Origin of the sequence: Streptomyces sp. NPDC059994 (assembly GCF_042737755.1) — a bacterium.
Taxonomy (GTDB): domain Bacteria; phylum Actinomycetota; class Actinomycetes; order Streptomycetales; family Streptomycetaceae; genus Streptomyces.
Window position 1 is genome coordinate 105078 of record NZ_JBHWUR010000004.1, and the last position, 24544, is coordinate 129621.

Below are 24544 nucleotides of genomic sequence, written 5' to 3' on the forward strand. Positions count from 1 at the left end.
CCATCGTCGAACCATGGGTGCGCTGCCAGTCCAGGAACCGGAAGTCGGACACGATCATTCCGAGGGTGTCGAGGGACCCGTCCACGGCCGGGCCCCCACCCAAGAGTTCCTGTGCCACATGCCAGCCGCTGCCCCCTTCGAGTGCTTTCTGTGGAGGGGCGGCATGGTGGGCGGACAGATCAGCGGTGTGTGAACTGGACCTGTGTCGGCTGCACGGCTTCCGGCCGCAGCGCGATCCCGTTGATGGTCAGTCGTTCTCCGTAGATGTCGGTGATCCTGATGGCGCGGCCACACCCGCTGCCGTCGGGGGAGAGGAAGTAGTTGTAGTCGGTGCGGGCCAGTTGGCGCCAGCCGCCGCTGGTGCGGACTTCCAGCCGCGCGAGCGGGTTGCGGTGGCCGATTGCCTGAATGCCGCACCAGTAGGGGCTGGATCCGTTCTTGTAGCGAATCGATATCGTGCCCGGTGTCTCGGGGCTCGACAGGCTCCAGGTGATCGCGATCCGGCCGGTCGAGATGGGGGCCAGTCTGGCGAAGGCTTGCTCGCTGAGGTCGAGTTGGCCGGGTGCACAGGGCAGGGGGCATTCGTTGGTGATCCGGACCGTGACGGAGGCGCCGTTCGCCGCGCGGACGAGGACGTACGCCCCGCAGGCTTTGGACGTCTCGTAGTCGGTGGTGTTCATCGCCGCGATCATCATGTCGTCGCTCGGGCCGTAGGAGCAGGCGCCGTCCCCGACTCCGGCCTTGTAGACGGTGGCGACTCCCTTGCGGGTGCTCTTGGGTCGAATCCGCCCGGCCAGGGATGACGTGGCAGGGGCCCTTTGCGTGGAGGCCGATGGCGGCGCCGCCGACGTGGTCGGGGAAACCGTCGGGGACGTGGCGCCGGCCGACGTCGGGGTCCTCGCGCCGGCCGACGGGGTCGCGGAGGGGGCCGGCGGGGAAGAGGGCTTCTTGCCAGGCGATGTCGGCGGGGGACTCCCCTGCGAGTCGGTGACGGCCGTGGCCCGCCCGGCATCCTTCTTCCCGTCCGGTTGCATCGTCATGACCAGGCAGACGAGAAGACCTGTGACCACCAGCCCCGTGGTGGTGCCCACCATCAGCCCTCGTCTGCGCCTGCGCTGCCGCGCGGCCTGCCGTGTCTCTTGCATGTTCATCCGTTTCGGAAGAGCGTGTCGGTGTTTCCCTACTCAGTGGCCGCAGGTGACGAGAAGGTTGCCGCCGCTTTCTCGGTCGGGTCGGGTGCCGCCACATGAGCAGCCGGACGGCGGCGCTGGGCACGGTCTCTGTGATGTGCACCCCCTCGGCCGCCAGCACGTGGCAGGCGGGTTCGACGCGAGTGATGGGGTCATCGACTTCGAGCGCCCCACCGTCCGCACAGCCGCAGGGTTCGACCCCTTCGACCTGACCGTGGACCTGGTCATCGACCCCGACCTCAGCCGGCACCAGTGGAAGGGCCTGGACGGGTACGCGCACGTACGGCGGTTCGGCATCGTCACCGACTCCGAGCGCCAGGCCGTCTACGCCGCCCGCGCCCAGGTGCTCGCGATGCTCGCTGACCGGTCCGGGCCGTTCACGGACGCCGCCGCGTGGACGGCGTGGCGCTGCAACCCGGTCTGGCGCGCGCCCCGCCTGCCGCGGCCCGCGCAGAGGGTTGGACCGGAGGGCGGCTGAACCGCCGACTGGACGGTTGCTCTCTGCGGGGGACCGGAGGCAGGAGCCCCCCAAAAAATCGGACACCGGGCCGTGGAGAACGTCAGAAGAACACGCGCTCTCCGCGGCTGCTGGTGCCATCCGTCCTGCGCCGCCTGCGCCACCACTGCGTGCACCGGTGTCTCCCTGCGCCAGCATCTTCATGCCGCCATCGGAGTCACACCCCAGGCATACCGCCGCACCTTCCGCCCCACACCCGCCGACGGTTCAGCGCAGTAGCGGCGGGCAACTCACCGTTCCGCCGGGCCTACGGACGTTTCCGGCGTATTCCGGCTGCCCTCCTCCTATGGGCTGAGGCCCCTGACCAGAACGGAGGAGACCCTTGGACGAGACTGAGCACACTGCCCCCGGGTCGCGCAGCGGGCGCAGGCCGCCGTCGACCGGGGTGGAGGCACGGAAGTCGGCAGATCCGCTGCACGCGAAGTCGGCGCGGTAGAGCGCGACGGCGTCCTTCCTGAACTCCTCCGGAAACGGAAACCCCGTCGCCTCGATCGCGAAGCTGCTCGGCGTCTGCGAATCGGTGCCTGCGCAGTGCCTCGTGTCCCGTGAGCACTCAGCCGGGCCCGCGGCCCGACTGTCAGGTCGTCGGCATATGTGATCTTTGAGGCATATCGAGACTTCACAGGAATCCGGCCACGGGAAGGCGTGTGAGGCATTACGTTGAGTGCCTGCCGCTGCCTCTTGGTGATGGTGGGGAAAGTCGACGGGCGGGGGACGCTGATGTCAGCGAGGCCGGTTGTTGTGCGTATGCCGCTGGAGGGCGGTGGATCCATCCTTGTGCAGGCGGATCCCGTCGAGGCGTCGGCCGGGCCGGTGATGGCCGGACGGGCCTCGGAGGCGATACGCGATTTGCCGCACAGCGTGCAGAGCGCGATCGGCCCGGTCGCGGACATGGCGCGGGCGGTGCTGGACCAGTTCCGGCGAGTGCGGCCCGACGGCGTCGAGGTTGAGTTCGGCGTCGACCTGGCTGCGCAGGCGGGGGCAGTGATCGCGAAGAGCGAGGCGGCCTGCCATCTGAAAGTGACCGTGACCTGGAATGCCGCCGTGAGCACTGTTGCTGACGGCGGTGAGAGCGGAAACTGAAATGGAGTACCTGGTCACGTCGTCGGCGGACGAGGGTCCCGTCGCGGCGAAGCCCCCGGCGCGCGGAAGTTCGGCCGCCGCGGTGGCACAGATCCTCACCGGCGAGGGCATGCCGGTTGGGGCGGGCTTCCTCGTGCCGGGCGGGACGGTGGTCACCTGCGCCCATGTCGTGTGCGACGCGGGCCATGGCCCTGGTGACGAGGTGGAGGTGTGTTTCCCCCAGGCCATGGGGGCCCCGAAGGCCAGGGGAAGAGTACTCACCGGGCCGTGGCGCCGACCGGAGGGTGAGGACATGGCTGTCATCCAGCTCGCCCAGACCCCGCCTTGCGTACCGGAACTGCTGGTGGGGCTCGCCTATGGAGCGGAGGGGCGGCCCGTATGGTCGTTCGGGTTTCCCAGCTCTACATTCGACGGCGGTCACGAGGGCACGGCGACGGCGGGTGGTCCGCTGCGTGTCCTGGACCACTGGCTGTTGCAACTGCATGACGCGAACACCGTGGCGCGGGGATTCAGCGGCGGGCCGGTCGTGGACACCCGGACCGGTCTGGTGATCGGGATGGTGACGTCCCTGCCGGGTGCCGACCCGTACCAACGGGGCCTGAACACCGCCTACGCGACGCCCGGCGAGATCCTGCGCGAGGTCTGGCCCGCGCTGAAACCACAGGATGTCTGCCCCTACCAGGACTTCCGAGCCTTCACCTACGAGAGGGCGAGATGGTTTCACGGTCGTGACCGTGCGAAGGAGCAACTGCTGCGTCACCTGGCGGGCAGGCGGCACGGAGTGTTGCTGCAGGGCCCTTCCGGATCCGGCAAGTCGTCCCTGGTCCAGGCAGGTGTGCTGCCCGAACTGCCGTCGGACTGGCAGTCGGTGGTGGCCCGCCCCGAGCGCAGCCTCACGGCCAACCTGGAACTCGCGGGCCTGTCGGGAGCCGCCAGCGGCGGGATCCTCGCGGCGGCCGAGAGGTTTCTCGCGGCGTCCAGCGGCACCGAGCATCTGCTGCTCGTGATCGACCAGTTCGAGGAGCTGCTCACCTCCCCGGGCCCAGGGCACGGCACATCACCTGTGTCGGACGACGACCTCGCTGTGCTGCGTCAGCTCACCGAGGTCGTCGAGTCCTGTGTCCCGGTCACCGTCCTGCTCGTCATGCGCAACGACTTCTACCCGCGTCTGGCCGATCGGGCGTCGAAACTGCTGGAGGCCGTGAAACCCGTCGTCGACTTGCCGCCGACGCTGACAACGGGCGAGCTGCGCGACATCATCACCAAGCCCGCAACGGACGCCGGCCTGCGCTTCGAGGAGGGGCTGGCGCAGACGATCCTCACTGAGGTCCTGGCCGGTGGCCGGTATGACACGGACCCCGACGAGGTCCGCGTCACCGTACTGCCGTTGCTGGAGAAGACCTTGACCCTGCTGTGGGAGAACCGCGCCGACAACCTTCTGACGTGCGACGCCTATGAAAGGCTCGGCAGGTTCGGCGGCAGCCTGGCCCAGTGGCAGGACGCTGTGCTGGGCCAGTTGGACGAGCGGCAGAAGGCGGTGGCCCAGCGCGTCCTCGCCCTCCTGGTGCGTCACGACCAGACCGGAAAGAGTCTGGATACGCGCAGACAGCGCAGCGTGGCGGGGCTGCGCACGCTGGCCTGTGGTCCCGTTGCCGACGAGGCAGCGGTGGACCGGGTTCTGACGGTCCTGACCCGCGAGCGGATCATCACCGTCCGCTCTTCGGATGAATCCGGCGGGACGGCTCCGCCCATGGCCGAGCTCGTTCACGACCTCCTCATCGACAAATGGCCCCAGCTGCGTCAGTGGGGTGCGAAGTATGCCGAGTTCGATGTGTGGCTGGATCACGCGCTGGAGCGCGCCGGGAGGTGGAAGGGCTCCAGAAAGGGGGGCGACCTCCTCCAGGGAACCGACCTGGAGCTCGGACAGCGCTGGCGCGGTGAGTTCGGACTGCCCGCGCCCGCGGAAGATTTCCTGCGCCGCAGCGAACGTCACCGGCAGTGGCGCCGTGTGCAGGCAGGGGCTGTCGGGCTGGCTGCCGTGCTCGTCGCCACCCTCGCGGCCACTGGAGTGATCGGCGTGGGTGTCGGCGGGGGAGCGGGGCGGGCGGAGGGCCCCACCGCGTCGGCGAGCGCCTATCCCGGGACCGACAGCGGCGCCAGGTCCCTGCTGACGAAAGCCGGTGCGGGCGGGGATGCCGGTCTGGTCGAGTCACTGCGACCCACGCACGACGACTACGAGGCCGTCTTCCGGCCGGGCTACGCCGAACAGGCCGAGCGGTACTACCAGGCCTCGGCGCCCCTGCCGCTCGGGCCCTGGGCCAAACCCCAGCAGACGGTACTGCAGATGTGGAAGGCCACCACGGAGGAGATTCACGCCGGGACGGCTCCGGCCCTGGCGCATTTCCCAGGTGGCTACGCGAAGGTCAAGGACAGCTTCAAGCCGGGACTGACCATCTACCGCTGGACGTACACGGAGCCCGGTGAGGCGTACGGCATGGCGTTCGACGGTCTTGTCTTCGTCAACGGCCACTGGGCGTTGTTCCCCAAACCATGGCGTGTGCTGGGTTCGTGAGGAATCCGTTGTGATCCGTGACTGGGGGCAGGTGAGCGATGTGCCTGTCCATGTGAACTGGGACGCCGGTAACGGCAGGGCCGCCGCCAATATCGGTATCTGGCGGCCCTCTGAGGCTTGCTTCCCCCTCCGCAACGGCGACGGCACCGTCACGTACCTCGACTGGGGGCAACCCAGGTTTCCCGCTCAACCCTTGATGTGGCTGGTGTCATCACGGCACCGGAGCCATCTTGGACAGCTCCGTTTGCCAGGCCGAGCCCGCCGGGTACTGGCCGATGCTGTCACGACTGCGGCCGTCGTTCCGGAAGGGAGAGCTCTTGGCGCAACCGAGGCGTTGCGCGGTGAGATCGTGCGTGCGACCCAGCCTGCTCCCGGCCCACAGGGCGAGTGTGCACGTTCTGCGGGCCGGTGTCGCGTCAGCCGAATCCGCCCCACTCCGCAGTTGACGCTCGTCCCCTCCGGGCATTCGGCGGCGATAGCCGGATGTACCCCCGATATCACCGCTGCCCTCGTCCACGTGCTTCCCGCGCTGTACGGGGCCGCAGCCGGCGGTCTGCCCACCTGTGGATCCGCCGGGCCACCTCGTGCGGGTACGCCGCTGGGGCGGACCCCGCCGGAACTTGCTGCGCCCGGCCCGGTCGGCGCGGGGGAACGAGTCCGGTAGGAGCATGGCGTAGCGCGCGAACGGTGATGTGCACGGCCACGCGGGGCTTTTCCCACGGCCTTCAGGACACCATCTCGTTCCATGGTGCGGGACCCGTGCCATCGGTCCAGGCGGCGAGGCGCTCGTGGTCCACACAGCGGATTCCGCATTGCTCGGCGTACTCGACGGCGGGCTGGGTGAACTCGCCCGTGGTCACGACGGCGGCGACCTGTGCTTCGTGGACGGCGAAGCAGGTGCCTCCGAAGCGTTGGAGTTCCTGCGAACCCACCTTGTTCACGGGCCCGTACCGTTTGCACTGGATGACCACCGAGCGGCCGTCCGGGGCGGTCGCGAGCACGTCCGCTCCCAGGTCGCCCGCGCCGCCCACGACCTGCACGTCCGCGCAACCGTCCCGCTCGCACAAGGCGGCTATCGCCTGCTCGAATGCGACCGCGTCCATGGCGCCGTACTCCTCTGCCGTGAAGGTCTCGACATCGGTGTCCAGCGGGCCCGCCTCATGTGCGTACGGGGCGACGGCCGCCGGACCCGTCCGCGGGCCTTCCGGTCGAGGTGTTTCGGCAAGCTCCTGGCTGATCGCCTCGGCCGCGTCGACAAGACGGCCCGTCAGGGGTCGGCGGCGGGCCCGACGCAGGCCGAAGAGGGCTACGGACGCGCAAACCGCCATGGCCACCCCTGCGCCCGGAGGGCCGCCGCCAGCCGTTTTGGCAAGGGTCTTCAGCGTGAGCGCGGCCCCACACAGAAGTAGCGCCAGCAGCCCGAAGACCAGCACGGTCTGGCGGAGACTGAAGGCCCGTCTGCTCGTCGTCGTTCCCTGTCGGCCGAGAGGCGCGGTCATATGTGCCTGGCTTCCCCCGTACGTGGCGACTTCATGATCATTCATGACTCCCGTCTGCCCCGCTTCCCCGACTCCCAACTCGTGCGAGGCAGGCCACCCGCAGCCAACCCGGCTCCGATACGTGTCGACTCCGCTGTTGCTGGAGCCTGTGCTGGTGTTGCGGAGACCGGGCAGGTGGTGGGATGGGCTGGGGGGTAGCAGAAGAGGAGGTCGTAGCCGGCGGGCAGCTGAAGCAGGATCTGCCGCACGGAGGTGGTCGCCGGCCGCGTCGGCCGCGGTGCGCAGGACGGCGCTGACGTCCCAGGCCGCGGACGCCTCGGTGGCCCCGCGATCCAGGCCGCTGCGGCCCGGACGAACCGTTCGTCGGGCGCATCGCGGACATCACCGCCGACATGCACCTGGAAGGCGTGCGCCTCACCCGCGCAGGGTCCTGTGCGCGCGTGCCGTCGACCGGTGCTCCGCTCGGGAGGTCGCTCTACCGGGTTCACTGCGTGTAGCGAGCGGCCAGGGCGCGTACCGTCTCGGCGATGCGGTCGCGGAGTTCGGCCGGTGCGATGACCTCTACGCCGGTGCCCAGCCGCAGGAACTCCTGGTGGGCGTGGTCGATGGATTCGATGGGCACTCGAATCTCCGTCCATGCGCCTCCCCCGGGCGTCACGCCGAGGCTTCGGGCTCCCTCCGGGGTGAGCCGCACCAAGGCCTCCCCGGTGTGCAACCGGGCTCGGAAGTCGGCCAGATAGCCGTTCCAGTGCGCGGCCAGGTCGAACCCGTCCGGGACGGCGAACCCTTCTTCCAGCGGCCGGAGTTCGTCGATTTGGTCGACCCGGTAGGTGCGGATCCCGCACGGCCCGCCGGCCACCAGGTACCAGCGGCCCGCCTTGAGTACGAGCCCGTATGGCTCCACCCGGCGCTCGATCTCCTCCGGTGCCCGCCAGCGCCGGTACCGCAGGACCACTGCCCGTCGCGCCCACACCGCGGCGGCGACCGCGGTCAGGTGAGGCGTACGGGCGGCGTCGCCGTACCAGCCAGGGGCGTCGAGCAGGAAGTGTTCCTGGATCCGCCCGGCGTGCTCGCGCAGCTCCGCCGGAAGGGCGGCCCGCAGCTTGAGCTGGGCGGTGGAGAGAGCCTCGCCGAGGCCGAGCTCGGCGGCGGTGCCGGGGAGCGCGGCGAGGAACGCGGCCTGCGCCTCGTCCGCGGTCAGTCCGGTGAGCCGGGTCCGGTAGCCGTCGACCAGCCGGTAACCGCCCGCGTGGCCGGCGTCGCCGTACAGCGGGATACCGGCGGCGCCGAGCGCTGCGACATCCCGGTAGACCGTACGGACGGAGACCTCCAGTTCGTCGGCCAGCTGCTGGGCCGTCATCCGGCCCCGGTTCTGGAGCAGCAGAAGCAGGGTGACCAGTCGGCTCGCGCGCATGCCGCTCAGTATCCCCTGACAGTAGATGTCAGGGTAGTGACCCTAGCCTGCGCATATGAACGACTTCGACTTTCTGCACGGCTTCTGGGACGTGGCCAATCGCCGTCTCACCACACCGCTCGGCACGGGGCCGGCCACCTGGGTGGAGTTCCCCGGCCAGGCGGTGGTTCGACCGCTGTTCGGGGGTGCCGGCAACATCGACGAGATCACCTTCCCCACCCTCGGACGCCAGGGCGTGACCCTACGGCTGTTCGACCGCGAGACGGAGCGCTGGTCGATCCATTGGTCCGACAGCCGGACCGGCAGACTGGATCCCCCGGTGATCGGTGGCTTCACGGGCGACCGCGGTGACTTCCACGGCGAGGACAGCTACGACGGCCGCCCGATCCGAGTGCACTTCACCTGGTACCGACTCGGCCCGGACGCCGCACGCTGGGAGCAGGAGTTCTCCGCCGACGACGGCCGCACCTGGGAGCTGAACTGGACCATGGAACTCACCCGCACCGGAGCGAGTGCCGCATGAGCATCGTCGAGTTTCGGCAGTACACCCTGCGTCCCGGGAGCCGGGAGACGTTGATCGAGTTGTTCGAGCGCGAGTTCGTGACCGGGCAGCAGGCAGTCGGTATCACCGTCGGTGACCGGTTCCGCGATCTTGACGACCCGGACCGCTTCGTCTGGCTGCGCGCGTTCCCCGACATGGCGCACCGTCGGCGCGCGCTGGAGGCGTTCTACACCGGGCCGGTCTGGCGGGAGCACCGCGACACGGCCAACGCCGCCATGATCGACAGTGACGACGTCCTGCTGCTGCGCGGCCCTGGGTTCGCCTCGGAACCGGGCACCCGCGAGGTGGTCGCGACCGTCTGCCACCCCTCCGACGCGGCCGCCTTCGACGCGTACGCCGACCGGTACCTGGCCCCGGGCCATGCACTGCACCGCACCGAGCACGCCGATAACGACTACCCCCTCCTGCCCGTCCGCAGCGGGCAGGATGTCCGCGTCTGGTTCGGCCCGGCCGAACCACCGCCCTGGCCGATCCGGCGACTGCGGCTGGAACCCGTGACGACACGGCCTCGCGCTGTCACGGCGGGAGGTTAGATACACCAGCACCCTTCCCGTTTCGGATGGGGTATGAGTGGGGGAGGGGGCCGCACCCACCCCAACCAATTTTTCCCGGCCTTGAGTTCGACGACGCCCCTACGGAGCGTCGTCTCGCTCGCCACTGCCGCCACCACACTGTGCGGCCCGGCCGCCATCCCCCCGCTCGCGGGCCTTGCACGGCCTCGCCTGCAGGGCCTGTCAGGTCGTTGAGCGGGCCACGAGCTGCGGCGGCCGCGCCAGCAGCCAGTCCGGCGTCCCGGGCCGGTTCAGCGCGACTTCGACGTCCGGGGCGATCTGCCCGGCCAGGCCGGCACACACGGCCTCACGGGTGGCCTGCGCCCCAGCAAAGTCGATGCCGTCCACGTCCGCTTCCGCGTCCCCGTGCTCCACGTCGACCAACTCCCCTCCACAGTCGCCCCTTTGGCGCCTTTCATCCAGCGTGCGACGGCCGCCGGCGAAGTGGAGGAGCTGAGCACCCACGGCACACCCCACAGTGCGCCGTGACTGAGTGCGTCGGGTTGGCTCGTTGAGCATGACGGCTCATCGCGCCGCCGACTGGACTCTCTGGCGGAGGAAATGCCGCTGCCGCTTCCGGAACGATCCCTAGACTGACCACATGGCCCATGGGAAAACCTCGTATGTCTGCCTCGCGTGCCGGGTTTCGTACAAGCAGCCGCACGACAGCAAGAGGCAGCGGAGCTGTCCACGGTGTGCGGGGCTGATGATCCATGCAGGGTCGGCGTTCGCCGCACCCCGGCGACGGGACATCGCAGCATGGCGGACCCTCACCGTGCTGCTGAACGCGGGCGTGGGCTTCCACAAAACCTGCTGCTGCGGACCCGGCTACCGGCCCCGGACACTGCGCGACGTGCGTGAACGGATGACGTACGCCCGGCGCAGTGGCGAACCGGTCGCCAAGGCGCTGGTGCGACGTGATGTGCCATGACGGTGCAGTGACCACTCAACTCTCAGCCGGCCAACTCGACTGCTCACCGGCCGGCTGAAGCGCTCAGTCACAGGCGCGGGAAGAAACCTCGGCGAGCAAGGCGGCGAGCGCGCCGCATGCGGTTCCGGTGTCCGTGGGGCGGGGGTGCCGGGGGCCTGAGCTCGGGGGTCAGGCCCCCGGCGGTTCGCATGTCCGGGGGACCGGGTGCACACATGCGATGTCCCGTTCAACGCCCGCCGGGCCAGCAGGGTTACGGCGCGGCTGCGCAGCTCCGGCGGCAGGGCACCGCCGCCTCCTCATGCGGCTGTCGCAGGTCCGCATCCTGCACTTCTGCAGGGTCTCGCGGCCCGTGTCACGACGCATGTCCCTGATCAGTGGGTTTGCGGGCTGTCTCAGGCCATGTCCCTGCGCGTGTGCCTCAACTCGCCGGCGTTTCCTCAGCGATGGTGTCCGTCGTTCGGTCGTTTGCCGACAGGCCCGGTAGGAGGATTGGACCGGTTGGTGCTGGGGCTCTCGGCTTGGCAGTCAGGATGGCTGGACTTCGTCGAAGAGGGCGAGCGCTTCGGCGGGGTCCGGGCTCACGAGGCGTTCCAGACCGGCCATCGTGATCTTCGCCCACCTGCCGGCCCGTGCCCACATCTGTTCCTCGAAGGCGCGGACGGCCTCGTCCAGATCTCCAGGGCCGGTGGCGATGGACTCGGCGAGTTCCGCGCCTTCCAGCATCGCGAGGTTCGCGCCCGCCCCCAATGGCGGCATCACATGGGCGGCGTCGCCCAGCAGCGTCACCCCGAAGACGTGGGTCCAGGTGTGGGACACAGGCAGGACGTAGAGGGGGCGGTGGACGAAAGCGGTGCCGTGGCGGAGGAGGCCGAGGACGGGCGCGGCCCAGCCGTCGAACAGAGCCAGCAGGCTCGATCGCACGGCCTCGACATCGGCCAGGTCCAGGTTCGTGTGCCAGTCCAGCGGCGCGCGGAGCTGGGCGTATACCTTGACGTGGCCGCCGCTGTTGCGCTGGGCGACGAGAGCTCGGTTGACGCCGTACACGGCCACGGAACCGTCGCCGATCAACCGGGCGAGGTCGGGGTGGCGGGTGTCGATGTCGTCGAGGGAGGTCTCGACCAAGGTGACGCCGGTGTAGTGCGGCGTCACCGGCGAGACTGCCGGGCGGGTCCGGGACCAGGCGCCGTCCGCACCGACCACGAGGTCGAACGTCTCCTGTCGCCCGTCCGCGAAATGGACCAGTACGCCATCCCGGGTCCCCGGCACCACCTGCGTCACGCCCCGACCCCACTGGACGTCGAGAGGGCCGAGCAGCAGGTCACGGAGTTGCCGGCGGTCGATCTCGGGATTGGCCTGCTCACCCGGACGAGGGTGCCAGTCGCGCAGGACAGTCCCGTCCACGTCCAGGATGCGCATGGCCTGCCCCTCGGGGCGAGACAGCGCCTGGAACTCCGCCAGCAGCCCCGCCTTGTCCAGCGCGAGCTGGCCCAGCCCTTCGTGCAGGTCCAGTGTGCCGCCCGGGGGGCGGGCATCGGGGGCGGGATCGCGTTCGAGGATGGCGACGGGGTAGCCATGGCGGTGCAGGACGCGGGCGAAGGTAAGGCCGGCGGGGCCCGCTCCGATCACAGCGATACGATGTCTCATGTCGATACACTGTATTTCCTCGATATGATGCATTGCAACAGAACGGTGTGATCATGACTGTGTGGGACCGGCCCGAGCCGCCGGCTCGCCCCGTGCCGCTCGACCGGGAGCGGATCGTCGCCGCCGCCGTCGCGCTGGCCGACGAGGGCGGCCTGGAGGCGGTGTCGTTGCGCAAGGTCGCCGCCCGGCTGAACGCCGGCCCGATGCGGCTGTACGGATACATCTCCACCAAACAGGAGCTGTTCGACCTCATGGTGGACCAGGTCCAGGGCGAGATTCTCCCCGAGAAGCAGCCCGGTGACTGGCGGGAGGCGCTGCGCATCCTCGCCCACCGCACCAGGCAGACAGTTCTCCGTCACGAATGGCTGGCCGACCTGCTCGGCGGCCGCCCGACCCTGGGCCCGAACGGCCTCGCCGTGACCGAGGCCACGCTGGCCACCCTCGACGGCCTCGCCGACATCGACACCGTCATGCGCGCCGTGGAGACCGTCAGCGCCTACTCCACCGGCGCGATCAGACGCGAGATCGCGAACCTGCGGGCCGAGCGCGCCACGGGCCTGTCCAAGCGCGACTGGCAGCGCGCCTCCGGCCCGCATGTGATGAGGATGTTGGCCACGGGCCGCTTCCCGGCACTGACCAAGGCCGTGTACGACGGCACGGACGTGGACGCCGAAACCTCCTTCGCGACCGGCCTGGACTGGGTCCTCGACGCCGTGGCCGCCAAACTCACCCGGCCGCCGGCGTGACGCTCAGCTCTTGCCGAATGTGAGAGAGGTCGGGGTCCACGGGCCGTGCGGGCGCGCGCCGTGGCCGCCGTAACCGTGGGAGGGCCCGTGCTGTGCGAGCCCGACCGTAGCCGCTTCAGTAGCGTCGAGGAGGAGATGGCGCCCTCACGCACGGACACGGCCACCCGCGTCAGGTGCCGGAACTGGGACTCGATCAGATCCCAGTCGATGACGTTCTTGCCCACCTCCCCGAACAGGGGATCGATGTGTACGTACTCGCTCTGCTTGGGCGGTAGAAGGTCAGGCCCTTCCAGTTCCTGATCCTGGGCATCAGATCGAAGCCCAGCAGATGCGCCAAGGCGAAAACGGGAACGCTCTGGCCCTGGGTGTCAGCCTGCACGGTGGTCGGCTTGACCGCGGAGGTGTTCTTGAGAAGGCCCTCGACAATGTAGACGGCCTCCCACACCCGCACGGGATGAAGTGCGTGAACAGCGCGATGCAGCTTGGAGTCCAGCACGGCTCACGCGCTGATCGAGGAGGCAGGGAACTGACCCGCAGCCGCACGACCGCATAGATGGCCGACTTCTTCCGGGGATCGTCTGCGGGCATGAGACAAAGGAGTCCAACGTCGGTGTGTGAAGTACAGAGCTGGACTCTCTCGCGACCGCGCTTTACGTCAAGACCGAGGATCTACTGAGGGATTCACCGCAGCTCTTCCCCTGGCGGCCGGCTGTCGGCATTGCGCCGCAGCCAAGCGGTGCCGAGCTGTTCACATTGGCGATGACGCAGGCAAGGCCCGGCTTCACCTCCGAGGCCGGGTGGCTGCGACACGCCGACGCCCACCTGCGACACGCCGGCGCCCCCGTACGGGCAACAGGGAGGTGTGCCCGCCCGAGACGATCAGCACCATGCACGGATTCGGCAGCGGCCAGTGCTCCGAGGTGTCGGCCGCCACGTGCCCGGCCAGGTGATGGACCCGGACACGATCCCCGCCCTGGTCTCGTCCCACGACGACTCGATGCCCAGCACCACCGGATCATCCACGGCGACACCTCTCGCACATTGAACGTCACTGGAATTGATGCGCAATAAGGTCCCCGCTCGACGGACCACGGGCGACATCGCGCGGCGACGACCAGCCGTCCCGACGGCCCGCGTCTCCTGTGCTTTGCGCCGGCTGCCGCCGATGTGGCGGGTACCCACCGACCCTGCTGAGAGCGGCCGAGGGCAAGTTGGAGGGCCCGATGAAGGAAGCGCGCGGCTGCTCGACGTGCGGCCTTGCGGGCGAAGGTCTGCCAGGCCGCAACGTCGGTCGGGTGACAGGTTCCGGCACGCCGATGGCGAATCGCCGTGGTGCGGCGGGAAGGCCCTTCGAGGGCTATCGGGTCCTGAAGCGGCGGAAGAGGTTGCGGGCCACATACACTCCCGGGCCGCCGAAGCCGACGATGTCGACGCGTCCGTCACCGGTGATGTCGGCGAGGAAGCGGGGGTGACGGTCGACCCGCCAGCCGCCGGCGTCCTCGTTGTACCCGAACCCGCGGCACACCAGTTGGGCCTGCTCGAACTGGCCGTCGCCGCGGTTGTGCGACACCCAGACCCCTTCGTCGCCGAAGCCGACGATGTCCGGGTTGCCGTCGCCGGTGACGTCGGCGAGGAGCCGAAGGTGCTTCTCGCTCGTCCACCCCTGGGCGAGCCCGAAGTCGTTCAGGACGAGCTGCGAGGGCTCGAACGTGCCGTCGCCGCGCCCGCGTGAGACGACGAGGCCCTGCGGGCCGAACCCGGCGATGTCCACTGCTCCGCCATCGGTGGTCCTGAGCAGGAATCGAGGGTGCTCCTCGGCCGAGCTCCACCCTTGGTCGACCCCGAAGTCGTCGAGGATGTACAGAGGGTCCGAGAACGTGCCGTCCTGGTCCTGGAGGGATACCCAGACGCCGTCGTCGTGGCAGCCGACGATGTCAAGCCTGCCGTCACCGGTGGTGTCTGCCAGGAAGCGGGGGTGCTTTTCGGCGAGCCACCCGCCCGCCTTCTCGTCGTGGCCGAACGCCCGGAGGACCGGTTCGTCGGCGATCGGTGCGAACGTGCCGTCCTCGTCCTGGAGGGATACCCGGACGCCGTCGTCGTGGCAGCCGACGACGTCGAGCCTGCCGTCACCGGTGGTGTCTGCCAGGAAGCGGGGGTGTTCGTCGGCGAGCCACCCGCCGCCCTGCTGGCTGTGCCCGAACGCCTCCAGGACCAGCTCGCCGCCCGCGGGCGAGAACGTCCCGTCCTCGTCTTGAGTGGACACCCGGACACCGTCGGCGGCCAGCACGACGACGTCAGGCCTACCGTCGCCCGTCAAGTCGACGAGGGTCCACAGGTCCGCGGGACGCGAGGAGGGCGCGGGCTGGTGCAGGACGCGCTCCTCGTCGTCGAATGTCCCGTCGCCCCTGCTGGAGGACGTCACAGCCCCCTTCGCGGGCTTGAGCCCGACGATGTCCTTCCGCCCCGCTTCTGCGGTGTCGGCGAGGAACCGGTCACCGAGTCCGGCCCACCAGCCCGGTTGTCCGCTCCAGGAGCGGTTGGTCCCGTCGCTCTTCCACCCGCCGGCGTCTCGGTCGCTGCCGAACCGGTCGAGGACCAGCAGCATGTCGCTGAAGCAGGGCGTGGCACCGGGTGCCGGCCGCAGCGCGGTGGGGCGGACCAGCCGCCAGGACCGGCGGCCGTTCCAGTGGTCCAGTGGCGCCCAGCGCAGCGCGGGGTCGCTGATGCGCTCGGGCTCGGCCGGGACGAAGCGCCACCGCTGGCTCTCCGCGCTGTCGTCGTGCTCGCGCAGGACGACCTGGGTGTCCTCCTCGCCGGGGTCGGCGAGGTCGAGAACAGCGCCATCGGTTGTGCCCTCGATGAAGTAGAGGCCCGCTTCATCCTCGACGGGGACGAGGTGCCACTGCTGGTGCTCCTGGCCGGCGGTGGCGTCCCACTGGCGGACGCCGCGGTCCGCGGCGGCGGGGTCGTCGAGTACCTTGCCACTGACCGCGTTGCGGATCACATATGCCTGGCCGTCCCGCGCGGTCTGCACGGGGGCGAGCTGCCACTGCTCCGGGCTCGGGCCGCCCTCGGGGAAGTCGCGGACGACGAGCGCTCCGTCCGCGCCCGGCTCGGCCTTGGCGCCGAGGGTCTTCCCGGTGGCGGCGTTGACGATCTCCAGCTTCAGTTCTTCCGTGGGCACGGGCATCGTGGTGCCTCTTCCAGGCGGTGCGGGCGTGGGCTCGGGACAGGTGTGGCGCGGCGGTGGCCGCGGATCACGTGAAGACGTGGTGGTACGGCACGTTCCACTCGCTGGGCAGCCGCGGGTAGAACGTGTTGATGACCGTCCCGGTGAAGTCCCCGCCCCAGTTGTAGGTCAGACGCACCTCGCTGTCGGCCGTCACCGCGTGGTCCTTGAACCCGAGGATGGAGTCGGGGTGGGTGATCGGCACGAAGGTGATCCCGCCCCACGGCGTCACCGTGACGACCCAGAGCTGGGTGTCCTCGGGCGCGCCGTTCTTCCCGCGCCACTTGTCGCCGACCTTGTCGGGCAGGCCGACTTGGACGGTGTCGGCCGTGCTCCGGGGCGCCTCCTGGTGAACGGTGATACGCCTGCGCTGCGGCTTCGGCGCGCCGTCGTCGCCGCGCCCGGCGTCGGCTCCGCCCGCGCCGACGGGTTTGGGCGACACCTGACCCGCGGCGCTCTCGATGAAGTACAGCGGCCGCTGCCCGAAGAAGCCGGCGGGGGTGATGTGCCAGAGGTGGCCCTGAGCCTCCTTGGTGGCTGGGTCCAGCGCGGTGGCCAGCTTGACGCCGTTGTTGTGATCCTCTTCCTTCAGCTCGACAGGCCGCAGGTAGCCGCCGTTGAAGGCGTGGACGAGCATGACCGGCCGGTTCTCGACCAGCGCTGCCACGATCGCGTTGTCGTAGCTGTTCACCGCCACCGGGCCGCCGACCACCAAATTGGCCATCGCCGTGCGCTCTTGGGTGTACATCGCGAAACCTCACCTGCCCCAATTGTTGAGAACAACGCGTCGGACGCTCAATGCAGTGGCCTGTCGAGCGGCATTTCCGCACACTCAACCGCTCAATCGCATGCAATCGAAACGACCCCGAAAATGACTGGATCGGCTGACGTGAATACCTCACCCGCACTGATGGCCAAAGCCATGAAACCCGCAGGGCAGGGCGATTCGGAAAGCCATCCGGAAAGTCATCCGTCGAGTAATCGACAGACCTCAAGTTACGCTGGTATTGGGGGAGTTGGAGTCGTGCCGAGCGTTTATCACTCGATTGAGCGCATAGTGCGGAGAAGTCTTCCCGGGTGGTGTAGCCCGTGTTAGCTTCGCCTTTCGGAACACGCAGATCCTTGTTTATATTTCACCGAGTTAAATTCGGCCAAATTAGTCGAGGGCGGGAAATGTCTTCCAACGCGTACACCCTGGGACGAGCCAAGCGCCAGCCGCTGACGAAGAAGAACCTGCGGGAGCTCGACATCGAGCAGACCTGGAAGTCCATCCTGGACCACCCCAGCCTGGTCTATGTCGACGACTACGGTGTACGGCACAAGCCCGTCGGGTTCTCCGTGAACAAGTCGAGCTTCGGCGCTTTCCCCGGATCCGCGTTCCAGCTGGGCTGGCTCGCCTACATGAACCTCGGGGAGCCGCTGATCGAGGAGCGGTGCAACATCAGCCAGCCGCCGCCCGACACGTTCTCCTCGCGCACCTACGTCAACCACAGCCAGGCGTCCGCGATGACGTTCACCGACTCGGTCGATTTCACCGTGTCGAACGGGATCACGTGGTCCCTCCAGGGAGAGGCCAAGCTCACCTTCGGCGGCAGCGTCAGCGCGCAGCTCCAGCTGATGCTGCAGAACCAGCTCAAGATGGACCTCCAGACGCAGCTTCAGACGCAGCTCCAGAACGAGATGTCGAACAAGAACGCGAACACGGTGGCCAACAAGAACAGCAAGGACAACGTGGGGGTGGACAACGCCAATGCCACCGAGACGGGCGTGAGGAACGCGGCGACGAACTCCGTGGCGAACGCGTTGACGAACTCGGTGGCGTTCACGACCCAGGGCAGCGCCACCGGGAGCGCGGCGCTCAACGCCTCGTTGCTGCTTGGCATCTCGGCCTCCGTCGGCGGCTCCCTGACCACCAGCTGGGCCTCGAAATCGCAGATCTCCGGTCAGGTTGAGCCGGGCTCGCGCGTGCAGACCATCGTCACGCAGCGGCGTTGTCGCAAGCAGTACTGCTACGAGATCCCCGTGACCTTCTCCGGGTTGATCGCGGTGAAGTACGCCGTACCCGTGGCGGTCCTGTCCCCTCCGCAGTCCGGCGACTATCCCGGCCTCGACCAGCTGGTCGCCCGCGACATCGGCGACATCGACCTGGCGGGCGGCGGTTTCCGCATGAAGGGGCTGGCGGAGGTCGTCTCCGACCTGGAGGTCCACCACACGATGTTCGACGGCGAGAGCCTGACCGACAGCCACCGGGCGCTGCACAAGCAGCCTTGAGCGGGCGGACGACGACAAGGGGTGACGACCATGGTGTTCCACAACATCTTCGACTTCGCGGACAAGGGCGCGGGGCTCTTCTCGGTGACCACCGACCGGGACAAGTCCACACCGGGGGCGGACGTCGACTTCGAGGACGCCGACGACCACACGTATGACGACACGAACGCGAGCCTGTTCAACAGCGCGATCCACGGAGCTTCCTCCCGGGCCAAGGTCGTGCAGGAGCAGTCGCCCGAAGCGCGGGCCGTCCTGGGCTTCCTCGGCTCCTTCATCCGGGCCACCCAGGCGTCAGCCGGTAGGCAGGCCGAGTACGCCCAGGATCCCGGCTCGGTGTCCACGGCGGCGGCCGCCGGCATGCAGAAGTCGAGTGCGACGGTGACGGAGCACATCGGCCTGCAGAAGAACGAGGACCTGGAGAGCAAGCCGAAGAAGGGCGACTACACCAAGCCGCCCAAGGCCCCCGAGGCGCCCAAGGCCCCGGAGCCCGCCAAGGCGCCGCAGGCGACCGCCGAGAAACCGTCCCGCTCCGAGTAGGGCCGTGGTCGCGTGGGGTCTGGGGCGTGGTTGCCCCTGACCCCACGCGCGTCACGTCACGCGGGGTGCAGCTGCCACTGCCGGTGTCGGTGGTCGCTCTGCGACCCGTGCTGCTTGATCATCGTGCGTGCGGCGGTATCGACTTGCAGGAGCAGACCGCTGTTGTGGTTCGCGATCTCATACAACCGCGGGGTGTCGGTCACCGAGCCCACCGGGATCAGCCTCCACTGCTGGTGGTGTGCGTCGCCGCCCTCGTAGGCGCGCTGCGCGACCATCGCTCCGGGCGCCTCCCCGGCTCCGACGACCTCCAGGACCTTGCCGCTGCGCACGTTCTCGATCGTGTACAGGACGTCGCCCTTGTCCTGGCCCGACACGACCAGCCGCCACCGCTGGTGGTCCCGGGGGGCGGTGAGGGACTGGTGGATCTCGGCCCCGTCCTTGGCGGACTCACGCGCGACTGCCATCCGCAGCCTGCTGCGGACGTTGGCCCAGGCAACCACCGTGCCCGACTCGGGCAGCCCGGCCATCTCCGCCGCCGCGATCTTCCGAATCCGGTGGTTGACGTAGTCGGCGATGTAGAGGGCGTCGACGCAGTCCACGGCGAGCCCGAACGGGTAGTTCAGCTGGGCCGAAGCGGCCGGGCCGTCGTCACCGCCGAAGCCCTCGGTGCCCGTACCCGCGACCGTGCTGATCTTCCGGTCAGTGGTGATCTTCCGGACCCGGTGGTTGTTGTGGTCGGAGACGTAGAGGATGCCGGTACTGTCCACTACGACGCCCAGTGGGAAGTTCAGCTGGGCCGACGCCGCCGGACCGCCGTCACCGCCGAAGCCGTCGGTGCCCGTACCCGCGACCGTGCTGATCTCACCGCCCGACACCTTCCTGACGCGATGGTTCTCGGCATCGGTGATGTAGAGGTCGCCCGCGCCGTCCACCGCCACTCCGTACGGGCCGTTCAGCTGGGCTGAAACCGCTGGGCCACCGTCTCCCGCGAAGCCCGGGGACCCGGTCCCCGCGACGGTGCTGATCTTCCCCTTGCCCGTGACCTTCCTGATCCGGTGGTTCTCGGCGTCGGCGATGTAGAGGGTGCCGGTGCTGTCCACCGCGATCCCGTACGGGTAGCGTAACTCGGCGGCGGTGGCGGGGCCGCCGTCACCGCTGAACCCCTCGGTGCCCGTGCCGGCGTACGTGCTGATCTTGCCGTCGGCCGTGACCTTCCTGATCCGGTGGTTCTCGGCGTCGGCGATGTAGAGGGTGCCGGCGCTGTCCACCGCCACTTCACGCGGACCGTTCAGCTGGGCCGAGACGGCGGGGCCACCGTCCCCGCTGAACCCTGCCGCCCCGTTCCCCGCGACCGTACGGATCTTCCCGTCAGTGGTGATCTTCCGGACCCGGTGGTTCTCGTGGTCGGAGAAATAGACGGTGCCGGTGCTGTCCACCGTGATCCCGTACGGACGGTTCAACTGAGCCGAAACGGCCCGCTCGTCGTCCCCTTTGAACCCCGCGTCCCCGGTCCCGGCGACCGTCCTGATCGGAGGGGCGGAGTGCTCACCATGTGTTGCTGTCGCGTGGGCAGTGCTCATCGTCATCCCTTCATCGTTCGCCGACCGCCCACTACGGACGGTTATCACTTGCCCCGAGTACGTGCCATGCCGCGCCCCAGCCGCCCTCCTGGGTGACCGGGACACGACGGACGGAGGGCGGTCCTGACGTCGCGTCGGGCGGCGGATCGCGCGGACGCCGACGGGCTGGGCGGCGGTGATCACTGGTCGATCGCGTACCGCAGGGTCATGGGGGTGCCGCTACGCCTGATGCCCACGGCCACGGTGGCCCCGGCTCGCTTGGTCGCGAGGGCGGCGTTGAGGGATGCCGACGATGTGATGGGCCGCCCGTCGACGGAGGTGATGATGTCGTTGACCATGAACCCTGCGGGGGAGGCATTCAAGTCGGGATCGACGAACCGGACTCGGGCACCTCCGCCCCCGGGGACGTTGTTGGCAAACCCGCCGAAGGCACCCGGGCTGCCCTGGGTGATGTTGACGCCCAGAGGTACCGTCACGCCTTCGAAGGTGAGGCTTCCGCTGAACTGGCCGCCTGCCAGGGGCGCATCAGCATCGGCGGCCACGTAGACCGTCAACGGCCAGATCCAATGAACGTGGACCGGAAAGTCGATGGTGGCGGACGAGCCGTCGGCAGCGATGGCCACCGGACAAACGGCGCCCCTGCAGCGGGGGTCCACCTGGGTGATGCGGGTGTACTGCGGGGCCTGGAAGGTGACCCGCCCCGGGGCATGCACCTGCTGATCCGGTGGGAAATCGACAGGCTTGGCCGGCCCGGGGGCGTCGAGATCTGGGATGGTCGACGGGGGAGTCGGCGCCTTGAGCGCCATGGTCGTGCCGGACGTGACCACAGCGGTGGCCGCAGGCGTCACCCCTCCGAGCAGCAGGCTCGCTCCGAGCGCCAGCACCGTGCATGCCGTCATGGACCTACGCATGGATCCTCCCGACTGAGACTACGCAGAGTAGCCATCTGGCAACACACGATAATTGTGCGCCGAGGCGAGATCAATTGCGCACGAAGTAGTCATATAAAGCCCCTGCGGGGCGTTCAGTTGAGCACCAACTCCCGCGAGGAGCTTAGGTGTGGACGGATCTGATCGATCTGACACTCGACGGAGAGCACGTCGAACCGGGTGCCGGGATACGTCCGGCCCATCTGGGAGCGCTGACTGCCCGGACCGCCGGACGCCCCTGGCTCCTGGGCCGGCTTTGACGCCCTTCGGCGCGCGGTGGCTCGATCTCGTCCATGAGCGGGGCCGTCGGCTCGGGCACCACAACCGGCCGGTCGGCCGACCGGACGCATGTACGACCTTGACGGCCGCCGACACACCACCGGTGAACCAGGGCCTCCACCTGGCACTCGGCGAGGCTGTCAACGGACCGGGCGGCTACCCAGGCGGCTGCCTGGACACCCTCGTGGACTGCCTGCGCGGCACTTCGGCTACGCCAACGCCGCAACTGCTCTGGCGGCATGCCGCAACCGCACCCGAGCACCTGTCCACGTCTTGGCGCCGGACGACGAGTCGTACGACCTGGTGGCCATCGAGCGGTGTTGAAGTCACGGGGCATCATCAAGGTTCACTTGCGTTCGCCCGTCCCTTCGCCTCGCCTGTGGCTTCTGACGGCCGAGGCCCTCGGGCTGGAACACTCCTCTTCATAACCCGCCGTTTCCACCGAGGTACGGGAGCGCGGGGGCGGGGGGCGTGGACACTGGCCCCAAGGGCAGCCCTTCGATACCTCCACGGGCCCGGCGCCCTTGAGCCGAACCAGCCCGAGGTACAGGAGCCGGTCGGCACGGGCGCCCTCGGCGAGGCGCTCCGTGCCGAGCCTTGTAGTCTTGCGGGCCGGACTTCGACGGCCGACCGCCGCGCGAGCCGTGTTTCTTCCGGTTGCAGGCCTGGTCGGCCTTGTCCGGGATGGTGCAGCGGATCCCGCGCCCCCGCAGGTAAGCGCGGTTCTTCCGGGAGGCATACGCCTTGTCGGCGCGCACGCGATCCGGCCGCGTGCGCGGCCTGCCCGGCCCAAGACGCGGGACACGGACCCTCGTTCAGGATGCCCTTCCCCCAGAGCTCACGGACGCAGTTCGTCCCTGCCGTGTTCAGCCCCTCGGTCTGGGCTTCGTTCAGCTGGTGGGACAGATCAAGCACTCCCTTGAGGGGGGTGCTCGCGGGCGCCTTGTGTACTCCCCGCTCGGTTTCTGTACGCGCCCAGACATGGGCGACGTGCCCGCTGGCCGGCACCAGGCGTGGCCGGTCGTCGAGTGCGGCGACCTTCGCCCAGGGGATGTATGCCGTGGCGTACGAACTCTTGACCGGCGGCTCCGCGTCGAGGCTCTGTGCTCCGGCGGCGGAAGCGTCTGCCCGACCTTCTCACGCCCACCGCGGAGGCGTTCACGGCGCCGGTGCAGTGGATCGGCGCGGTTCGCCGACGGGGTCGTCGACAAGGCCCGCGCGGCCCGCGTCCGGGCACGGGGGGAGGCCCTGTCCAGCTCCCATGAGATGGCCCCGTAGCCCCGCGGGCACGGGGCCGTCAGTCCCGGAAGCGTGCCTCGACGGTCTCGACGAGAGTGTCGATCAGGCCGTCCGGCGACGGGCTGTAGTGCGGCACGGCCCAGCGCGTGATCCTGGCGTCGATGAGCGAGGGCCGACCGGAGGCCAGGGCCGCGCGGAACGCCTCCTCGAATTCCTCCAGCGTCTCCACCTGGTAGCCGTCCGCGCCGCACGCGCGGGCGTACGCGGCGAAGCCAGGGTTTCGGAACTCGACCAGCCCGGATTCGGCGTACGTGACCAACTGGAAGAGTTTGATCAGCTTGAACTCCCCGTCGTTGAAGATGACCCAGATGACGGGGATGTCGTGCTCGACGGCGGTCATCAGCTCGAATCCGGACAGCGAGTAGCACCCGTCGCCGCAGCCGACGACGACGGTCCGGTCGGGGTGGGCGACTTTCAGGCCGATGGCTCCGTTGACGTGCCCGGCCATCGGCCCGAAGGAGCCCGCCTTGCGGAAGTTCTGCCCCTGTTCGAGCTCCACGTAGTATCCGAGCCACGCGAGATGGGCGCCCGCGTCCGCGAGCAGCACACCCCCGGGCGGCAGCATGCGCCCGATCGACTGTGCGAGTTCTCCGGGGTGGAGCTTCCCCGGCAGGTGGTGGATCCTGCGTGCCTCGTAGTTCCGGCCGTCGACCTCGACCGCCGGTACTTCGCCGACCAGCCGCTCCAGCTCGTCGGCCAGGGCGGCCACGGCGGGACGCGCGTCGGACAACAGGGTGTGGTCTGGCCGGTAGGCCTTGTGGAACTCGCCCTCGGAGATGTTCACATGGATGAGCAGCTTGTTCTCGAACAGGTCCTCGCGATAGTTGAATGTGGCGTGCTGGTTGAGGGAATTGCCCACGCACAGCACGACGTCGGCCTCACGGAAGGCCTTCCACGCACTGGAATGGCCGCTGTCGGCGAAAACGCCCACCGCGAGCGGGTGCCCCTCGGACACGATGCCCTTGCCGTCCAAGGTGGTGAGCAGCGGGATCTGGAACCGCTCGATCAGCCGCTGGACCTCTGGGCCCGCCCCGCTGCGCACCGCACCGAAGCCGACGAGCGCCACGACGCGCTTGCGCTGTGCCAGGGCGTCCGCCAGTACCGCCGCGATCTCCGCCACCTGTGCCGGGTCCGGCAGGACCGGCCTCACCTTGAGCCTGAGCGGGCGGAAGTCCGTCACCTCGACACCGTGGTGGGTCAGGTCCTCGGGCACGTGGATGTGCACGGGCCCGGGCCTTCCCTCGAACGCGGTGTTGACCGCTTCCTCAAGGACGTCGCAGGTGTCGGCGATGTCGGTGAGCAGGAAGGACTTCTTGGTCGTGGCAGCGAACATGGCCTGGGAATCGGGAGTGCGGTTCAGCCCCGATGTCTCGTTGAGCGAGCCCCATCCGCGCCACTTCATGCTCGCGTACCCCGAGACCGCGAGGACCGGATAGGAGTCGGACATGGCCACGGCCAGCCCCGAGAACAGGTTGAACGCGCCCGGCCCGGCGGTCGCGAAGCAGAAGCCCAGCCGGTTGGTGTACATGGCGTATCCGCAGGCCATGAAGGACGCGGCCTGCTCGTGCCGGGTGATGATCGGCCGGATCTGCTGCGAATGCTTCAGTGCCAGCATCAGACCCGCCGCGTTCTCCCCGGCACCGCCGAAGGCCGCCCGTACGCCGATGCCTTCCAGCCCCTTGACGATGGCTTCGTAGACTTTCACCGGATC

General features: G+C 69.0%; 19 protein-coding genes and 4 pseudogenes. 10 read left to right on the plus strand and 13 right to left on the minus strand.

Annotation, left to right across the window (positions count from 1 at the left end):
• Window positions 1-179: 179 nt before the first annotated feature.
• Window positions 180-1145: an expansin EXLX1 family cellulose-binding protein gene (locus ACFWA7_RS03725; RefSeq protein WP_385820666.1), complete on the minus strand. Its 966-nt coding sequence runs from the start codon at window positions 1143-1145 to the stop codon at window positions 180-182.
• Between the two features lie 142 nt (window positions 1146-1287).
• Between ACFWA7_RS03725 and ACFWA7_RS03730 the strand changes: the two genes are divergently transcribed.
• The 4 genes and pseudogenes from ACFWA7_RS03730 to ACFWA7_RS03745 all read left to right on the plus strand — a co-directional run bounded on the left by ACFWA7_RS03730 (window position 1288) and on the right by ACFWA7_RS03745 (window position 5362).
• Complete coding sequence (locus ACFWA7_RS03730) at window positions 1288-1668, plus strand: hypothetical protein (protein ID WP_385820668.1); 381 nt, start codon at window positions 1288-1290, stop codon at window positions 1666-1668.
• A gap of 153 nt (window positions 1669-1821) precedes the next feature.
• Window positions 1822-1926, plus strand: a pseudogene (locus tag ACFWA7_RS03735) (AraC family transcriptional regulator); the annotation flags it as partial.
• 528 nt (window positions 1927-2454) lie between these two features.
• Complete coding sequence (locus ACFWA7_RS03740; protein ID WP_385533652.1) at window positions 2455-2790, plus strand: CU044_2847 family protein; 336 nt, start codon at window positions 2455-2457, stop codon at window positions 2788-2790.
• Between the two features lies 1 nt (window position 2791).
• Complete coding sequence (locus ACFWA7_RS03745; protein ID WP_385820670.1) at window positions 2792-5362, plus strand: serine protease; 2571 nt, start codon at window positions 2792-2794, stop codon at window positions 5360-5362.
• Between the two features lie 725 nt (window positions 5363-6087).
• Here ACFWA7_RS03745 and ACFWA7_RS03750 read toward each other — a convergent pair.
• A complete protein-coding gene (locus ACFWA7_RS03750) occupies window positions 6088-6690 on the minus strand; it encodes a restriction endonuclease (protein WP_385820672.1) in 603 nt (200 codons plus the stop codon).
• Window positions 6691-7345: 655 nt separating this feature from the next.
• Window positions 7346-8275, minus strand: coding sequence for a helix-turn-helix transcriptional regulator (locus ACFWA7_RS03755; RefSeq protein ID WP_385533660.1), 930 nt, complete (start codon window positions 8273-8275; stop codon window positions 7346-7348).
• A 55-nt stretch (window positions 8276-8330) separates the two neighbouring features.
• Between ACFWA7_RS03755 and ACFWA7_RS03760 the strand changes: the two genes are divergently transcribed.
• Both ACFWA7_RS03760 and ACFWA7_RS03765 read left to right on the plus strand, forming a co-directional pair.
• The gene (locus ACFWA7_RS03760) at window positions 8331-8798 is read left to right on the plus strand and encodes a hypothetical protein (protein WP_385820674.1); all 468 of its coding nucleotides are present in this window, start codon (window positions 8331-8333) and stop codon (window positions 8796-8798) included.
• A complete protein-coding gene (locus ACFWA7_RS03765) occupies window positions 8795-9370 on the plus strand; it encodes an NIPSNAP family protein (protein ID WP_385820676.1) in 576 nt (191 codons plus the stop codon). The genes ACFWA7_RS03760 and ACFWA7_RS03765 overlap by 4 nt, the downstream gene beginning before the upstream one ends.
• A 201-nt stretch (window positions 9371-9571) precedes the next feature.
• Here ACFWA7_RS03765 and ACFWA7_RS03770 read toward each other — a convergent pair whose 3' ends face one another.
• Complete coding sequence (locus ACFWA7_RS03770; protein ID WP_385820678.1) at window positions 9572-9772, minus strand: hypothetical protein; 201 nt, start codon at window positions 9770-9772, stop codon at window positions 9572-9574.
• Between the two features lie 217 nt (window positions 9773-9989).
• Here ACFWA7_RS03770 and ACFWA7_RS03775 point away from each other — a divergent pair, with 217 nt between their 5' ends.
• Complete coding sequence (locus tag ACFWA7_RS03775; RefSeq protein WP_385820680.1) at window positions 9990-10319, plus strand: deoxyxylulose-5-phosphate synthase; 330 nt, start codon at window positions 9990-9992, stop codon at window positions 10317-10319.
• Between the two features lie 525 nt (window positions 10320-10844).
• Here ACFWA7_RS03775 and ACFWA7_RS03780 read toward each other — a convergent pair.
• Window positions 10845-11963, minus strand: coding sequence for an FAD-dependent oxidoreductase (locus ACFWA7_RS03780; protein ID WP_385820682.1), 1119 nt, complete (start codon window positions 11961-11963; stop codon window positions 10845-10847).
• A 53-nt stretch (window positions 11964-12016) separates the two neighbouring features.
• Here ACFWA7_RS03780 and ACFWA7_RS03785 point away from each other — a divergent pair, with 53 nt between their 5' ends.
• Window positions 12017-12709, plus strand: coding sequence for a TetR/AcrR family transcriptional regulator (locus ACFWA7_RS03785; protein ID WP_385533683.1), 693 nt, complete (start codon window positions 12017-12019; stop codon window positions 12707-12709).
• Window positions 12710-12855: 146 nt separating this feature from the next.
• On the opposite strand, the pseudogene ACFWA7_RS03790 reads toward ACFWA7_RS03785, so the two are convergent.
• The 4 genes and pseudogenes from ACFWA7_RS03790 to ACFWA7_RS03805 all read right to left on the minus strand — a co-directional run.
• Window positions 12856-13205: pseudogene (locus tag ACFWA7_RS03790) on the minus strand (Tn3 family transposase); the annotation flags it as partial.
• A gap of 345 nt (window positions 13206-13550) precedes the next feature.
• Window positions 13551-13664 (minus strand): annotated as a pseudogene (locus ACFWA7_RS03795) (tRNA (adenosine(37)-N6)-threonylcarbamoyltransferase complex transferase subunit TsaD); the annotation flags it as partial.
• Between the two features lie 402 nt (window positions 13665-14066).
• Complete coding sequence (locus ACFWA7_RS03800; RefSeq protein WP_385820684.1) at window positions 14067-15899, minus strand: FG-GAP-like repeat-containing protein; 1833 nt, start codon at window positions 15897-15899, stop codon at window positions 14067-14069.
• A 67-nt stretch (window positions 15900-15966) separates the two neighbouring features.
• Window positions 15967-16686, minus strand: coding sequence for a hypothetical protein (locus tag ACFWA7_RS03805; protein ID WP_385533689.1), 720 nt, complete (start codon window positions 16684-16686; stop codon window positions 15967-15969).
• Between the two features lie 425 nt (window positions 16687-17111).
• Here ACFWA7_RS03805 and ACFWA7_RS03810 point away from each other — a divergent pair, with 425 nt between their 5' ends.
• Both ACFWA7_RS03810 and ACFWA7_RS03815 read left to right on the plus strand, forming a co-directional pair.
• Window positions 17112-18209, plus strand: a complete 1098-nt coding sequence (locus ACFWA7_RS03810) for a hypothetical protein (RefSeq protein ID WP_385533692.1) — start codon at window positions 17112-17114, stop codon at window positions 18207-18209.
• 30 nt (window positions 18210-18239) lie between these two features.
• Window positions 18240-18746 (plus strand): hypothetical protein, encoded by a 507-nt coding sequence (locus ACFWA7_RS03815; protein ID WP_385533695.1) that lies wholly within the window; start codon window positions 18240-18242, stop codon window positions 18744-18746.
• A 56-nt stretch (window positions 18747-18802) separates the two neighbouring features.
• Here ACFWA7_RS03815 and ACFWA7_RS03820 read toward each other — a convergent pair whose 3' ends face one another.
• From ACFWA7_RS03820 to ACFWA7_RS03835, 4 genes and pseudogenes are all read right to left on the minus strand, one after another.
• Window positions 18803-20326 (minus strand): RICIN domain-containing protein, encoded by a 1524-nt coding sequence (locus ACFWA7_RS03820; RefSeq protein ID WP_385820686.1) that lies wholly within the window; start codon window positions 20324-20326, stop codon window positions 18803-18805.
• A 179-nt stretch (window positions 20327-20505) separates the two neighbouring features.
• Window positions 20506-21225 (minus strand): PDZ domain-containing protein, encoded by a 720-nt coding sequence (locus tag ACFWA7_RS03825; protein ID WP_385533700.1) that lies wholly within the window; start codon window positions 21223-21225, stop codon window positions 20506-20508.
• Between the two features lie 648 nt (window positions 21226-21873).
• Window positions 21874-22602 (minus strand): annotated as a pseudogene (locus tag ACFWA7_RS03830) (hypothetical protein); the annotation flags it as partial.
• Between the two features lie 229 nt (window positions 22603-22831).
• Window positions 22832-24538 carry a thiamine pyrophosphate-binding protein gene (locus ACFWA7_RS03835; RefSeq protein ID WP_385820688.1) on the minus strand — a complete coding sequence of 569 codons (1707 nt, stop codon included), beginning with the start codon at window positions 24536-24538 and terminating at the stop codon, window positions 22832-22834.
• Between the last annotated feature and the right edge of the window lie 6 nt (window positions 24539-24544).

Coding starts and splice junctions, on each gene's coding strand:
- ACFWA7_RS03750 (WP_385820672.1), bottom strand. CDS start 6,690: ATGGCGGTTTGCGCGTCCGTAGCCCTCTTCGGCCTGCGTCGGGCCCGC.
- ACFWA7_RS03775 (WP_385820680.1), top strand. CDS start 9,990: ATGGCCCATGGGAAAACCTCGTATGTCTGCCTCGCGTGCCGGGTTTCG.
- ACFWA7_RS03740 (WP_385533652.1), top strand. CDS start 2,455: ATGCCGCTGGAGGGCGGTGGATCCATCCTTGTGCAGGCGGATCCCGTC.
- ACFWA7_RS03780 (WP_385820682.1), bottom strand. CDS start 11,963: ATGAGACATCGTATCGCTGTGATCGGAGCGGGCCCCGCCGGCCTTACC.
- ACFWA7_RS03810 (WP_385533692.1), top strand. CDS start 17,112: ATGTCTTCCAACGCGTACACCCTGGGACGAGCCAAGCGCCAGCCGCTG.
- ACFWA7_RS03805 (WP_385533689.1), bottom strand. CDS start 16,686: ATGTACACCCAAGAGCGCACGGCGATGGCCAATTTGGTGGTCGGCGGC.
- ACFWA7_RS03815 (WP_385533695.1), top strand. CDS start 18,240: ATGGTGTTCCACAACATCTTCGACTTCGCGGACAAGGGCGCGGGGCTC.
- ACFWA7_RS03765 (WP_385820676.1), top strand. CDS start 8,795: ATGAGCATCGTCGAGTTTCGGCAGTACACCCTGCGTCCCGGGAGCCGG.
- ACFWA7_RS03825 (WP_385533700.1), bottom strand. CDS start 21,225: ATGACGGCATGCACGGTGCTGGCGCTCGGAGCGAGCCTGCTGCTCGGA.
- ACFWA7_RS03820 (WP_385820686.1), bottom strand. CDS start 20,326: ATGAGCACTGCCCACGCGACAGCAACACATGGTGAGCACTCCGCCCCT.
- ACFWA7_RS03745 (WP_385820670.1), top strand. CDS start 2,792: ATGGAGTACCTGGTCACGTCGTCGGCGGACGAGGGTCCCGTCGCGGCG.
- ACFWA7_RS03785 (WP_385533683.1), top strand. CDS start 12,017: ATGACTGTGTGGGACCGGCCCGAGCCGCCGGCTCGCCCCGTGCCGCTC.
- ACFWA7_RS03800 (WP_385820684.1), bottom strand. CDS start 15,899: ATGCCCGTGCCCACGGAAGAACTGAAGCTGGAGATCGTCAACGCCGCC.
- ACFWA7_RS03760 (WP_385820674.1), top strand. CDS start 8,331: ATGAACGACTTCGACTTTCTGCACGGCTTCTGGGACGTGGCCAATCGC.
- ACFWA7_RS03725 (WP_385820666.1), bottom strand. CDS start 1,145: ATGCAAGAGACACGGCAGGCCGCGCGGCAGCGCAGGCGCAGACGAGGG.
- ACFWA7_RS03755 (WP_385533660.1), bottom strand. CDS start 8,275: ATGCGCGCGAGCCGACTGGTCACCCTGCTTCTGCTGCTCCAGAACCGG.